Here is a 13,251-nt window from a genome sequence, read left to right as displayed (position 1 = left end):
CCGATGACGGCGGCCGGGGCGGGCGCCGACAAGGAAGCGGCGCTGCGCCGCGGCAAGCGGCTGGCCACCGGCCTGCTGGTGGCGGTCAGCGCCCTGTACGTACTGGCCCGCGCCCAGGCGCCCGACGGCACCTGGGCCTGGATCGCCGCCTTCGCCGAGGCGGCCATGGTGGGCGCGCTGGCGGACTGGTTCGCGGTCGTCGCGCTGTTCCGCCACCCGATGGGGCTGCCCTTTCCGCACACGGCCATCCTGCCACGCAACCAGGCCCGGGTCGCCGACAGCCTGGCGGCCTTCATCCGCGACCGTTTCCTCGGCCGCGACCGGCTGATGGAGCGGCTGCGCGCGCTGCAGCCGGTCGAGCAGCTGACCCGCTGGCTGGCCGACCCGACCCATGCCCGCTGGCTCGGCGAGCGCCTGGCCCGCCTGATGGCCGGCGCGCTCGACACCGTCGACGACGAACGGGTGCGCGGGGTGCTGACCGGGCTGGTGCGTGACCAGCTCGCGCAGGTCGACAGCGCCGATGCGGCCGCTCGCCTGCTGCGCTGGCTCAGCGCCAGCGGGCACGACCAGCGCCTGCTGACGCTGACGCTGGAGCAGATGGAGCGCTGGCTGGACGATCCGCAGGTGCACGACATGCTGTCGGACCTGCTCATCGAGGTCGCGGACAAGGAATACCCCCGCACGCTCAAGGCGCTGGGCCTGCTCGCCAACCCGGCCGACTACAGCCAGCGCATCACCCAGAGCCTGCTGCGCGGGGCCCGCGACTGGCTGCAGCGTGTGGCCACCCAGGCCGACCACCCCCGGCGGATCGCCTGGAGCGAGGCACTGCAGCGCACCATCGACCGGCTGCAGCACGACCCGGACTGGCGCGATCGCATCGCCCGCCAGCAGGCCGGACTGCTGGACGACCCGACCGTGCAGCAGGGCCTGCACGGCCTGTGGCAGGGCCTGCGCTCACGGATCCAGGCCGATCTGGCACAGGACGATTCGGCCCTGCGCACCCAGCTGACGACCGCCCTGCAGACGCTGGCCGCCGCGCTGGCGGACCACGCACCGCTGCGCGCCGCGCTGCAGCAGCACCTGGAAGACGCCGCCGCCGCCGTGGCCGACGACCTGCGCGACGGCATCACCCGGCACATCGCCAGCACCGTGCGCAGCTGGGACGAGCGGGAGCTGGTGCACAGCGTCGAGCTCAGCGTCGGCCCCGACCTGCAGTTCATCCGCCTCAACGGCACGCTGGTCGGCGGCTGCATCGGCCTGCTGCTGCACGGCGCCGACCTGCTCTGGGCGGCGCTGCGCTGAAGCGCCGCGTCAGCCCACGCTCGGCCGGGGCAGGCGCAGCAAGCGCATCAGCAGGCGACCCAGCGCCTGCCAGTGCCGGGTCGCGGTCGGCGCCTCGACCAGGGCATGGAACAGCATCGCCGCCGGCAGGCTGAGCAGCCAGATCGCGAGCATGCCGGCGGCATTGGCCACCACCTGCTCGGGCCAGAGGCGGAACACCAGGGCGTTGACCACCAGCGCCAGCGGATAGTGCAGCAGGAACTGGGCGTAGGACACCCGCGCCAGGCCCTGCAGCCATGCCGCGGGCTGCCAGTCCGCGCAGCGGCGGGACGCCACGCAGACGACCAGCGCCATCGCCGTGCCCCCCGCCACCAGGATGCGCAGCCGCCACTCGACCTCCAGCACCAGCCCGACCAGCAGCAGCAGCGCCGCCAGCGCGCCCCAGGGCCGGCCCCGACGGGTCAGGCCCTGCACCATGACGCCCAGGCCGAAGGAGCCGTAGAAATACGGCGCCCACACGTCCAGCTCGGGCTGGCGGTTGAAGCACAGCAGCGACACCACGGTCAGCAGGGCCGAGCCGACGAAGAACAGGCGCTGCGGCCAGCGGCTGGCCCCCGGCATGGCCAGGCGGCACAGCCAGGCCCAGGCGATCAGCAGGGCCTGCAGCTGGAAATCGATGGCCACGTACCAGACGCCGGCCGACAGGCCGTCGTAGTCCAGCACGTCGTGCAGCAGCAGCAGGTGGGCGGCCCACTGCTCCCAGGTCGGCGCCGCGGGGGTGGCCTCGTGGTCCATCAGCTGGCGCGCCAGCGCCGCCGCGGCGATGGCCAGCAGCAGCGCCACGCCCAGCGGCTGGACCAGGCGCACGTAGCGCTGCCAGAGCAGCCTGGGCAGCGGCAAGGCGGGCACGGCCCGCCCGGGGGGCAGCGTCAGGCGCCCGGCCAGCGAGCGGGCGGCCAGGTACCCGCCCAGCACCAGGAAGACCTGGACGGCCAGGCGACCGTGGTCGTAGAGCGCGCCGATCGGCAGCGGCCACTCACGATGGACCACGTCCGACATCGGGCCGTAGAAGGCCAGGTGATGCCAGACGATGAGCTGGGTGGCCAGCACACGCACCAGATCGATCACGCCGACCGGCGGGCCGCCCGCGGGGGACGCACGCGGCACGGGGGCGGCATTCACGCCGGAAGGAAGAGCAGCGGCAGGATTCACGGATCGCGCGGACAAAAGAAAAAGGGCCCTGCTCGTGGGAGCAAAGCCCTCCAGCTTACTCCGGGCACGTGACCGAAGTCACGCCCGCGAGTGCAGGTCAGCGGCGATTCAGCCGGCGATCACGCGTGCCATTTCCAGGCACTTGTTCGAGTAGCCCCACTCGTTGTCGTACCAGGACACGACCTTGACGAAGGTGCTGTCCAGCGCAAGGCCGGCTTCGGCGTCGAACACCGAGGTGCAGACTTCGCCGCGGAAGTCGGTCGCCACGACCTTGTCTTCCGTGTAGCCCAGCACGCCCTTCATCGCGCCTTCGGAGGCCGCCTTCATGGCCGCGCAGATCTCGGCGTAGGAGGTTTCCTTGTTCAGCTCGACCGTCAGGTCGACCACCGACACGTCGCTGGTCGGCACGCGGAAGGCCATGCCGGTCAGCTTCTTGTTCAGCTCCGGGATCACCACGCCGACGGCCTTGGCCGCGCCCGTGGACGACGGGATGATGTTCTCCAGGATGCCACGGCCACCGCGCCAGTCCTTGTTGCTCGGACCGTCGACGGTCTTCTGCGTCGCGGTGGCGGCGTGCACGGTGGTCATCAGGCCACGCTTGATGCCGAAGGTGTCGTTGAGCACCTTGGCCACGGGGGCCAGACAGTTGGTCGTGCAGCTGGCGTTGGAGATGATCGCCTGGCCGGCATAGGAGCCGTGGTTCACGCCGAAGACGAACATCGGGGTGTCGTCCTTGGACGGGGCCGACAGGATGACCTTCTTGGCACCGGCCTTCAGGTGGGCTTCGGCGGTTTCCTTGGTCAGGAACAGGCCGGTGGACTCGATGACGACGTCGGCGCCAACCTCGTCCCACTTCAGCTCGGCCGGGTTCTTGACGGCGGTCAGGCGGATCTTCTTGCCATTGACGACCAGGGTGTTGCCTTCGACGGCCACGTCGCCCTTGAAGCGGCCATGGACCGAGTCGTACTTCAGCATGTACGCCAGGTAGTCAGGCTCCAGCAGGTCGTTGATGCCGACGACTTCGACGTCGTTGAAGTTCTGCACGGCGGCACGGAAAACCATGCGGCCGATGCGGCCGAAGCCATTGATGCCGATCTTGATGGTCATGGAACGCTCCTCTCGTTAACGGACAAAACAGGAAACCGGATCCCGTCGGGACAAAACCCGTCGAGTGTGCGCTGGCGATGCTTACGCGCCGAGTACTTTCCGCACGGTGGCCACCACGTTCTCGGGGGTGAAACCGAAGTGCTTGAACAACACGCCGGCCGGAGCCGACTCGCCGTAGGTGTCCAGGCCGATGACGGCGTCGCAGCCGTACTTCCACCAGAAGTCGGTCACGCCGGCCTCGATCGCGATGCGCGGCAGCTTGGCCGGCAGCACCTCGGTCTTGTAGGCGACGCTCTGGCGGTCGAACACCGTGGTCGAGGGCATGCTGACCACGCGCACGGGGATCTTCAGCTTGGCCAGCTCAGCCTGGGCGTGCAGCGCCAGCTGCACTTCGGAGCCGGTGGCGATGATCACGGCCTTGGCCTTCTTGCCTTCCTTGAAGCCCACTTCGCTGGGCTCGGCCAGCACGTAGGCGCCCTTGGTGATGACGTCGGCATCGGTCTTGGGTGCGTAGGGCAGGTTCTGGCGGCTCAGCAGCAGCGCGCTGGGGCGATGCTTGTTGGCCAGCGCCATGGTCCAGGCGACCGCGGTCTCGGTGGTGTCGGCCGGACGCCAGACGTCCAGGCCGGGGATCAGGCGCAGGCTGGCGGCGTGCTCGACCGACTGGTGGGTCGGGCCGTCCTCGCCCAGGCCGATCGAGTCGTGGGTGAACACATGCACCACGCGCAGCTTCATCAGCGCGGCCATGCGGATGGCGTTGCGGCTGTAGTCGCTGAAGGTCAGGAAGGTGCCGCCGTAGGGGATGTAGCCGCCGTGCAGCGCCACGCCGTTCATGATGGCGGCCATGCCGAACTCGCGCACGCCGTAGTTGATGTGGCGCCCGCCCTGGCCGGCCTCGTTCTTGACCACGGCGCCGGCCGCGTCGAAGCGCAGGTTGGGCGTGGACTTGGTGTTGGTCAGGTTCGAGCCGGTCAGGTCGGCCGAGCCGCCCAGCATCTCGGGCAGCTTCGCGGTGAAGTGCTCCAGCGCGAGCTGGCTGGCCTTGCGGCTGGCGACCGTCTCGGCCTTGTCGTGAGCGGCGGCGACCACCTCGACGGCGATCTCGGCAAAGGTGTCGGGCAGTTCACCGGCCATGCGGCGGGTGAACTCGGCGGCCAGTTCCGGGAAGGCGGCGGCGTAGGCGGCAAAACGCTCGTCCCACGCGGCCTGGCTGGCGGCACCGGCGACCTGGCAGTTCCAGGCAGCGGCGACGTCCGCGGGGATCACGAAGGGCTCGGCGCTCCAGCCGATCGACTCGCGGGTCAGCTTGATCTCCTCGGCACCCAGCGGCTCGCCGTGGGCCTTGGAGGTGTTGGCGCGGTTGGGCGAGCCCTTGCCGATGTGGGTCTTGCAGATCACCAGCGTGGGCTTGTCGCCGCTCTGGCGGGCCTGGGCGATGGCGGCGTCGACGGCCTCGACGTCATGGCCGTCGACCGGACCGACCACGTTCCAGCCATAGGCGGCAAAACGCCCGGCGGTGTCGTCGATGAACCAGGGAGCGACCTGGCCGTCGATCGAGATGCCGTTGTCGTCGTACAGGGCGACCAGCTTGTTGAGCTTCCAGGCACCGGCCAGCGCGCAGGCCTCGTGGCTGATGCCCTCCATCAGGCAGCCGTCGCCCAGGAAGGCGTAGGTGCGGTGGTCGACCACGGTGTGGCCGTCGCGGTTGAACTCGGCAGCCAGCAGCTTCTCGGCCAGCGCCATGCCCACCGCGTTGGTGATGCCCTGGCCCAGCGGGCCGGTGGTGGTCTCGACGCCCGGCGTCACGCCGACTTCCGGGTGGCCCGGCGTCTTGCTGTGCATCTGGCGGAAGGCCTTCAGGTCGTCCAGGCTCAGCGCGTAGCCGGTCAGGTGCAGCAGCGCATAGATCAGCATCGAGCCGTGGCCGTTGGACAGCACGAAGCGGTCACGGTCGGCCCACAGCGGATTGGCGGGGTTGTGCTTCAGGTGACGCTTCCACAGCGCCACGCCGATCTCGGCCATGCCCATCGGGGCGCCGGGGTGGCCGGAATTGGCCTGCTGCACGGCGTCCATGGCCAGTGCACGGATGGCGTTGGCCATCTGGGCGGTCGAAGACGAGGAGATTTCTTGTGATGCGGCCATGGCGCTGTGCGGCGAGAGACGCCGTGTGGAGGAGGACAACCCACCGATTTTAGGCGCACGGCGCGCAGCCCCTTCCACACGGGCTGCCACGGGCACCGGAGAGCGGTCCGCCGATGACCGGCGATTTTTCGCCATTCGCACACGATCCGCCTCACGAACCCCATCGATTCGGGGGCAGCATTTGCACACCTCGTTTCCTAAACTGCCCCGCAGCTTTCAAAAATGAACCCAGCACCCGCTCCCGTGTCCCTCTCCGCTCCGGCAACACCCCCCCTACCCCTGCGTGCCATCGTGCTGGCCGCCGGACGGGGCGAGCGCATGCGTCCGCTGACGGACCGCACGCCCAAGCCGCTGCTGCCGGTGCTGGGCCGGCCGATGATCGAGTGGCACCTGCAGGCGCTGGCGCGCGACGGGGTGCAGGACGTGGTGATCAACACCGCCTGGCTCGAGGTGCAGTTTCCCGAGGTGCTGGGCGACGGCAGCCGCTTCGGCCTGCACCTGCGCTATTCCCACGAGCAGCGTGAGCACGGCGGGGCGCTGGAGACGGCCGGTGGCATCGCCACCGTGCTGGACTGGCTGTGCGCCGACGGCCGCGAGGCGTTCTGGGTCATCTCGGGCGACATCTGGGCACCGGACTTCCGCTTCGACGCCGAGCTGGCCCAGCGCTTCGTGCGCAGCGGCCTGCTGGCCCACCTGTGGACCGTGCCCAATCCGGCCTTTCACCCCCGAGGGGATTTCGCCCCCGGTGCGCCGCAGCCCGCGATCGGCGCCGAGGCCTCGCTGGGCCTGGCCCGGGCCGAGGCGGATGCCCTGCCCGACGGCGGACGCTGCACCTACGCCAACCTCGCGCTGATGCACCGCGACCTGCTCGCGGCCACCCCGGCCGGCACCCGCGCCGCGCTGGGGCCGCTGCTGCACGACGGCCTGGCCGCGCAGCGCATCAGCCTGCAACCTTACCCCGGCCGCTGGGAAAACGTCGGCACGCCGGCGCAGTGGTCGGCCCTGCAGCCCCCGCCTGCGACGACCTGAGCCCACCCCATGAACCCGCTGCTGCACGATCCGCTGCCCGCCTGGCTGGCCCTGCTGTGCTGCCTGGCCACCGCGCTGGTCCTGGAACAGCTGCTGACCCGGGGCGTGCAGGCCCTGCTGCTGCGCCGCCAGCCGATGGTGCCCGACCGGGAGGCCTCGGCCGGCTACCAGCGCTCGCTGTTCACGCCCGGCTCGCGGGCCTCGCTCGAGGTGGGCCTGGGCATCCTGGTGAGCGGGCTGTGCGCCTGGCTCGGCTGGGCCGGATTCACGCCGGCGTGGGCCCTGGCGGCCCTGGGCCTGGCCGCGGCGGCCGCCTGGGACCTGTGGACCTGGGAATGCGTGCAGGTCAGCGCCTGGCAGGTGGTGTGGCGGCGCGGGCGCTCACGCCAAGTGCGGCGGCTGGCGCTCGGCGAGATCTCGCGGGTGCATGTGGTCGAGCGTGGCCTCGATGGCCGGGATCCGACCGAGGCTGGCTTCATGGGCCGGCGCCTGGGCACCTGCTACCTCGCGCTGGAGCTGCACAGCGGCGGCGCCATCAAGCTGCCGCGCACCGGCTGGCTGGCCGGTGCCGGCCAGGTGCGGGCGAGTGCCAGCCTGATCCGGCGCCAGCGCCGCCAGGCCGACCGCGAGCGCATGGTGGCGATCCGCCATCAGCTCAATGCGCTGTCGCGCCGCGCCCGTCCGCTGCCCGACGCCGAACAGGTCGCGCTGCAGCACGAGCTGTGCGCGCTGAAGGACCGGCAGGCCCTCGACGACAGCGTCGCCGCCGGCCGCCTGTTCGCGCTGGTGCGGGCCGAGCGCCAGGTGCGCCTGCCCAACCCGCACTACATCGACACCATCCAGACCCGGCCGTTCGAGGGCCGGGAATGGCGCACCGCGCAGCGCTGAGCCACGGGCCGGTGGCGACACCGGCGCGGCCGCGCGGCATCCGCCCCTCCCCGGCACACGGGCCGGCGGCCTAGAATCTGCCTTTCCGTGCGGCACGATGAGCTGCCCCTGCGAATGCGGGGCGGCCGTGCCGGCCGCGGTTCAGATTGCCGTCCCCCAACGGCTGCCCCCCGGGCAGCCGCCACCACGCTGCGACCCACTGCCACCATGCTGACCTTCCAGCACATCATTCTTCGCCTGCAGGACTACTGGGACCGTCAGGGCTGCGCGCTGCTGCAGCCCTACGACATGGAGGTCGGCGCCGGCACCAGCCACACCGCCACCTTCCTGCGAGCCCTCGGCCCGGAGCCCTGGAAAGCCGCCTACGTGCAGCCCAGCCGTCGCCCCAAGGACGGCCGCTACGGCGACAACCCGAACCGCCTGCAGCACTACTACCAGTACCAGGTCGTGCTCAAGCCGGCACCGGCCAACATCCTCGAGCTGTACCTGGGCTCGCTGGAGGCGCTGGGCTTCGACCTGAAGAAGAACGACATCCGCTTCGTCGAGGACGACTGGGAGAATCCGACGCTCGGCGCCTGGGGCCTGGGCTGGGAGGTCTGGCTCAACGGCATGGAAGTCACGCAGTTCACCTACTTCCAGCAGGTCGGCGGCATCGACTGCAAGCCCATCACCGGCGAGATCACCTACGGCCTGGAGCGCCTGGCGATGTACCTGCAGGGCGTCGAGAACGTCTACGACCTGGAGTACGCGCCGGGCCTGAAGTACGGCGACGTGTTCCACCAGAACGAGGTCGAGCAGTCGACCTACAACTTCGAGCACAGCAACGTCGAGTTCCTGCTGAGCGCCTTCGGTGCGCACGAGGGCAACGCGCAGCACCTGATCACGCAGCAGCTGGCGCTGCCGGCCTACGAGCAGGTGCTCAAGGCCGCGCACACCTTCAACCTGCTGGACGCGCGCGGCGCCATCTCGGTGACCGAGCGCGCGGCCTACATCGGCCGCATCCGCAACCTGGCCCGCAGCGTCGCCGCCGCCTACCTCGACAGCCGCGCCCGCCTCGGCTTCCCGATGGCCCCGAAGGCCTGGGCCGACGAGATCACTGCCAAGCTGACCGCCGAGGCGGAAAAAGCCGGCGCCAAGAACGACGCGAAGAAGGCCGCCTGATCATGACCGTGCAGAACCTGTTGCTTGAACTCTTCGTCGAAGAACTGCCGCCCAAGGCGCTGAAGAAGCTGGGCGAGTCGTTTGCAGGCACGCTGGCCGCCAGCCTGAAGGCCAGCGGCCTGGCGGCGACCGACGCCGTCGTGACCCCGTTCGCCTCGCCGCGCCGCCTGGCCGTGCACGTCACCGGCGTGTCGGCCCGTGCGGCCGACAAGGCCGTGCAGCTCAAGCTGATGCCGGTGGCGGTGGCGCTGACGGCCGATGGCCAGGCCACGCCCGCGCTGCTGAAGAAGCTCGCCGCGGTCGGTGCCGACGCGTCGGTCGTGCCCACGCTGAAGCGCCAGCCCGACGGCAAGGCCGAAGCGCTGTTCCTCGACTCGGTCGTGCCCGGCGCGACGCTGGCCGACGGCCTGCAGAAGGCGCTGGACGAGGCGCTGGCCCGGCTGCCCATCCCCAAGGTCATGACCTACCAGCTGGCCGACGGCTGGAGCAGCGTGAACTTCGTGCGCCCGGCCCATGGCCTGGTCGCGCTGCATGGCGAGCAGGTCGTCGCGCTGAGCGCGCTGGGCCTGGAAGCCGGCCGCACCACGACGGGCCACCGCTTCGAGGCGGCCCTGCCGACGGTCACGCTGCAGCACGCCGACCACTACGCCGAGCAGCTCGCCCGCGAAGGCTCGGTGATCGCCGGCTTCGACGCCCGCCGCGCCGAGATCGTGCGCCAGCTCGAGGCCGCGGCCGCCCGGGAAGGCCTCAAGCCGATCGAGGACGACGCGCTGCTCGACGAGGTCACCGCGCTGGTCGAGCGCCCGAACGTGCTGACCTGCCAGTTCGAGAAGGAATTCCTGGGCGTGCCGCAGGAATGCCTGATCCTGACGATGAAGGCCAACCAGAAGTACTTCCCGCTGCTGGACGGACACGGCAAGCTGACGAACAAGTTCCTGGTCGTCAGCAACATCACGCCGGACGATCCGAGCGCGGTCATCGGCGGCAACGAGCGGGTCGTGCGCCCGCGCCTGGCCGACGCCAAGTTCTTCTTCGACCAGGACCGCAAGAAGACGCTCGAGTCGCGCGTGGACGGCCTGGCCAAGGTGGTCTACCACGGCAAGCTGGGCACCCAGGGCGAGCGCGCCGAGCGCGTGCGCGCCATCGGACACGCCATCGTCACGCAGCTGAGCATGGCCACGCTGCCGTACACGGTGGACGCCGACGACCACTTCAAGGTGCTCGACAGCAAGGTGCAGCAGGCCGCGCTGCTGGCCAAGACCGACCTGCTGACCGACATGGTCGGCGAGTTCCCCGAGCTGCAGGGCATCATGGGCGGCTACTACGCCCGCCACGAAGGCCTGCGCGATGGCGTGGCCATCGCCATCGAGGACCACTACAAGCCGCGCTTCGCCGGCGACAGCCTGCCGCGCAACCACAGCGGCACGGTGGTCGCGCTGGCCGACAAGCTGGAGACGCTGATCGGCCTGTTCGGCATCGGCCAGCTGCCCACCGGCGACAAGGATCCGTTCGCGCTGCGCCGCCATGCGCTCGGCGTGATCCGCATCCTGGTCGAGAACAACCTGCCGCTCGACCTGGCCGAGCTGATCCGGGCCGCGCTGCCGGCCTTCGGCGAGCTGATCAGCGATCCGCGCACCGCGCTGCTGGCCTTCTTCGGCGACCGCCTGGCCGTCAGCCTGCGTGAGCAGGGCTACAGCGCCCAGGAAGTGGATGCCGTGCTCGCGCTGTCGCCCAGCCGCCTGGGCGATGTCCCGCGCCGGCTGGCTGCGGTGCGGGCATTCTCGGCGCTGCCGGAAGCCGCTTCGCTGGCCGCCGCCAACAAGCGCATCGGCAACATCCTGAAGAAGGCCGAGGGCACGGTCGAGGCGCGCATCGACGCCGCGCTGCTGCAGGTCGCGGCCGAGCAGGCGCTGGCTGCCGCGCTGGCCGCCGTGCAGCCCGACGCCGACCGCCTGTTCGAGCAGGGTGAATACGCCAGCAGCCTGCAGGCGCTGGCCGCGCTGAAGGCGCCGGTCGACGCCTTCTTCGACGACGTGATGGTCAACGCCGAGGATCCGGCGCTGCGCGCCAACCGCCTGGGCCTGCTGGCGATGCTGCACGCGGCCATGAACCGGGTGGCCGACCTGTCGAAACTGGCGACCTGAGCGCTCCATGGCCGAACGCAACCCGATGAAGCTGGTCATCCTCGACCGCGACGGCACCATCAACGAGGACCGCGACGACTACGTCAAGTCCCCGGAAGAATGGGTGCCGATGCCCGGCGCGCTGGAGGCGATCGCCCGCCTGCACCAGGCGGGCTGGCATGTCGTGGTCGCGACCAACCAGTCGGGCCTGGGGCGCGGCCTGTTCGACATGTCCGCGCTCAACGCGATGCACCTGAAGATGAACGAGCGCCTGGCCACGCTCGGCGGGCGCATCGACGCGGTGTTCTTCTGCCCGCATGCGCCCGAGGACGACTGCGACTGCCGCAAGCCCCTGCCCGGCCTGTTCACCCAGATCGGCGAGCGCTACGGCGTGGACCTGCGCAGCGTGCCCGCCGTCGGCGACACGCTGCGGGACCTGCAGGCCAGCGCCGCGGCCGGCTGCAAGCCGCACCTGGTGCTGACCGGCAAGTCCGGCGGACTGGACGACGCCGGCATCGAGGCCATGCGCCAGCGGGTGCCCGGCCTGGTCGTGCATGCCGACCTGGCCACGTTCGCCGACCAGCTGCTCAGCGCCGAGAAGCGCCGCGTCCAGGAGGCGCGCCGCCTGGCCTCGGGGGCCGGCGCCACGCCGCCCCCCGCTCCTCCCCAGCCATGAGCGTGGCGCCCCGCCACGCCCGTCCTTTCTTCCGCCCAGAAAGCGGCCGGCTCGCTGCCGGGCCGCGCCCCACACCATGCTGATCTACCTGCGCTCCGCGCTGTTCATCCTGTGGCTGACCGTCACGGTCATCCCCTGGAGTCTGGTGGCCGTGCTGGCCTCGGCCGTCATGAAGGGCCAGCCGCTGTACTGGCTCTGCGCCGGCTGGCTGCGGCTGGCGGTGCTGGGCGCCCGCTGGATCTGCGGCGTGCAGTGGCGTGTGCAGGGCATGGAGCACCTGCCCACCGCGGCCGACGAGAAGGCCGCGGTCATCCTCGTGCCCAAGCACCAGTCGACCTGGGAGACCTTCGCCCTGCCGGCGATCATGTCGCACCCGCTGGCCTACGTGTTCAAGCGCGAACTGCTCTACATCCCCTTCTTCGGCTGGGCCATCGGCCGGCTCGACATGGTGCACATCGACCGCGCCCGGCGCTCCGAGGCGTGGCGCAAGGTGGTCCAGCAGGGCAGCGAGATCATGGCCAAGGGCAGCTGGATGATCATGTTCCCCGAAGGCACGCGCACGGCCCGCGGCGAGAAGGGCGACTACAAGACCGGCGCCTCGCGCCTGGCCGTCACCACCGGCACGCCGCTGGTGCCGATCGCCGTCACGTCGGCCCGCTGCTGGCCGCGCAAGAGTTTCCTGCTGCGCCCGGGCGTGATCGACGTGTCGATCGGCCGGCCGATCTCGCCGGTCGGGCGGCGCCCGGACGAGCTGATGCAGGAAGTCGAGGCCTGGATCGAAGGCGAGATGCAGCGCCTCGATCCCCAAGCCTATCGGGGCCGCCCGACCTGAACGAGACCCCACGGGCATGACGCAGGCCAGCCCCGCGCCGCCGTGGCGCCATGTGCGCAGCAACCGCAGCGTGCAGCTCGGCCCGCAGCTGGTCGGCTACGAGCTGGGACATGCCCGGCGCCGCACGATCGGTTTTGTCGTCGGCCCGGAAGGCCTGGTGGTGCGTGCGCCCCGCTGGGTCGCGCAGGCCGACATCGACGACGCCCTGCGCAGCAAGGCCGCCTGGATCCTGCGCAAGCTCGCCGAGCAGGCCGAGCGGGTGCTGCAGCGTGACACCCAGCGGGTGCAGTGGGCCGAGGGTGGCAGCCTGCCCTACCTCGGCACCCCGCTGACCCTGACGCTGGTGCCCGGCCAGCGGGGCGTCGTGCTGGGCGCCGACCGGCGCCTGCAGATCGGCCTGGGCGCGGCCGCCCGCCCCGAGGACACCCCGGCGGACCATCTGCGCCACGCCACGCTCGCCTGGCTGCAGCGCCAGGCCCTCACGCTGTTCCAGGAACGGGTGCTGCACCATGCGCCGCGGCTGCAGGTGCAGCCCCGCCAGCTGCGCCTGAGCGCCGCGCGCACCCGCTGGGGCAGCGCCAGCAGCGATGGCACCGTGCGCCTGAACTGGCGCCTGATCCACTTCGAGCTGCCGGTGATCGACTACGTCGTCGTGCACGAGCTTGCCCACCTGCGCGAGATGAACCACGGCCCGGCGTTCTGGGCCCTGGTGCACGGCGTGATGCCCGACTACGAACACCAGCGCCACACGCTCAAGACCCGCCCGGTGCCGGTCTGCGACTGAAGCCGCCGCAGGCCTG

General features: G+C 70.9%; 11 protein-coding genes. 8 read left to right on the top strand and 3 right to left on the bottom strand.

Features of this window, described 5'->3' with window-relative positions; translation table 11 throughout:
* Nucleotides 1-3 precede the first annotated feature (3 nt).
* Nucleotides 4-1,302, top strand: coding sequence for a DUF445 domain-containing protein (locus C7444_RS01695; RefSeq protein WP_110399073.1), 1,299 nt, complete (start codon nucleotides 4-6; stop codon nucleotides 1,300-1,302).
* A gap of 9 nt (nucleotides 1,303-1,311) precedes the next feature.
* Here the strand turns inward: C7444_RS01695 and C7444_RS01690 are convergent, their stop codons facing one another.
* From C7444_RS01690 to tkt, 3 genes are all read right to left on the bottom strand, one after another.
* Complete coding sequence (locus C7444_RS01690) at nucleotides 1,312-2,463, bottom strand: acyltransferase family protein (RefSeq protein WP_245909358.1); 1,152 nt, start codon at nucleotides 2,461-2,463, stop codon at nucleotides 1,312-1,314.
* A 138-nt stretch (nucleotides 2,464-2,601) separates the two neighbouring features.
* Nucleotides 2,602-3,600: a type I glyceraldehyde-3-phosphate dehydrogenase gene (gap, locus tag C7444_RS01685; RefSeq protein WP_110399072.1), complete on the bottom strand. Its 999-nt coding sequence runs from the start codon at nucleotides 3,598-3,600 to the stop codon at nucleotides 2,602-2,604.
* Nucleotides 3,601-3,681: 81 nt separating this feature from the next.
* A complete protein-coding gene (tkt, locus tag C7444_RS01680; protein WP_110399071.1) occupies nucleotides 3,682-5,742 on the bottom strand; it encodes a transketolase in 2,061 nt (686 codons plus the stop codon).
* Between the two features lie 222 nt (nucleotides 5,743-5,964).
* On the opposite strand from tkt, the gene C7444_RS01675 reads away from it, so the two are divergent.
* From C7444_RS01675 to C7444_RS01645, 7 genes are all read left to right on the top strand, one after another.
* On the top strand, nucleotides 5,965-6,771 hold the full coding sequence (locus tag C7444_RS01675; RefSeq protein WP_110399070.1) for a nucleotidyltransferase family protein: 807 nt from the start codon (nucleotides 5,965-5,967) through the stop codon (nucleotides 6,769-6,771).
* A gap of 9 nt (nucleotides 6,772-6,780) precedes the next feature.
* Nucleotides 6,781-7,659 (top strand): hypothetical protein, encoded by an 879-nt coding sequence (locus C7444_RS01670; RefSeq protein WP_110399069.1) that lies wholly within the window; start codon nucleotides 6,781-6,783, stop codon nucleotides 7,657-7,659.
* 207 nt (nucleotides 7,660-7,866) lie between these two features.
* Nucleotides 7,867-8,820: a glycine--tRNA ligase subunit alpha gene (glyQ, locus tag C7444_RS01665; RefSeq protein ID WP_110399068.1), complete on the top strand. Its 954-nt coding sequence runs from the start codon at nucleotides 7,867-7,869 to the stop codon at nucleotides 8,818-8,820.
* Between the two features lie 2 nt (nucleotides 8,821-8,822).
* Nucleotides 8,823-10,964: a glycine--tRNA ligase subunit beta gene (gene glyS / locus C7444_RS01660; RefSeq protein ID WP_110399067.1), complete on the top strand. Its 2,142-nt coding sequence runs from the start codon at nucleotides 8,823-8,825 to the stop codon at nucleotides 10,962-10,964.
* 7 nt (nucleotides 10,965-10,971) lie between these two features.
* Nucleotides 10,972-11,619, top strand: a complete 648-nt coding sequence (gmhB, locus tag C7444_RS01655; RefSeq protein WP_245909356.1) for a D-glycero-beta-D-manno-heptose 1,7-bisphosphate 7-phosphatase — start codon at nucleotides 10,972-10,974, stop codon at nucleotides 11,617-11,619.
* Between the two features lie 79 nt (nucleotides 11,620-11,698).
* Nucleotides 11,699-12,451, top strand: a complete 753-nt coding sequence (locus tag C7444_RS01650; protein WP_110399164.1) for a lysophospholipid acyltransferase family protein — start codon at nucleotides 11,699-11,701, stop codon at nucleotides 12,449-12,451.
* 16 nt (nucleotides 12,452-12,467) lie between these two features.
* Entirely contained in the window at nucleotides 12,468-13,235 is a 768-nt protein-coding gene (locus C7444_RS01645) for a M48 family metallopeptidase (protein WP_110399066.1), read from the top strand.
* The last annotated feature ends 16 nt before the right edge of the window (nucleotides 13,236-13,251 follow it).

It is taken from the genome of Sphaerotilus hippei (genome assembly GCF_003201595.1).
Lineage (GTDB): Bacteria > Pseudomonadota > Gammaproteobacteria > Burkholderiales > Burkholderiaceae_C > Sphaerotilus > Sphaerotilus hippei.
This window is presented reverse-complemented; position numbering and strand designations above follow the sequence as displayed.

What these genes read in the sequence shown, in the direction of transcription:
- C7444_RS01670 (WP_110399069.1), top strand. Translation starts at nt 6,781, where the DNA reads ATGAACCCGCTGCTGCACGATCCGCTGCCCGCCTGGCTGGCCCTGCTG.
- gap (WP_110399072.1), bottom strand. Translation starts at nt 3,600, where the DNA reads ATGACCATCAAGATCGGCATCAATGGCTTCGGCCGCATCGGCCGCATG.
- C7444_RS01695 (WP_110399073.1), top strand. Translation starts at nt 4, where the DNA reads ATGACGGCGGCCGGGGCGGGCGCCGACAAGGAAGCGGCGCTGCGCCGC.
- C7444_RS01645 (WP_110399066.1), top strand. Translation starts at nt 12,468, where the DNA reads ATGACGCAGGCCAGCCCCGCGCCGCCGTGGCGCCATGTGCGCAGCAAC.
- glyQ (WP_110399068.1), top strand. Translation starts at nt 7,867, where the DNA reads ATGCTGACCTTCCAGCACATCATTCTTCGCCTGCAGGACTACTGGGAC.
- C7444_RS01675 (WP_110399070.1), top strand. Translation starts at nt 5,965, where the DNA reads ATGAACCCAGCACCCGCTCCCGTGTCCCTCTCCGCTCCGGCAACACCC.
- gmhB (WP_245909356.1), top strand. Translation starts at nt 10,972, where the DNA reads ATGGCCGAACGCAACCCGATGAAGCTGGTCATCCTCGACCGCGACGGC.
- glyS (WP_110399067.1), top strand. Translation starts at nt 8,823, where the DNA reads ATGACCGTGCAGAACCTGTTGCTTGAACTCTTCGTCGAAGAACTGCCG.
- tkt (WP_110399071.1), bottom strand. Translation starts at nt 5,742, where the DNA reads ATGGCCGCATCACAAGAAATCTCCTCGTCTTCGACCGCCCAGATGGCC.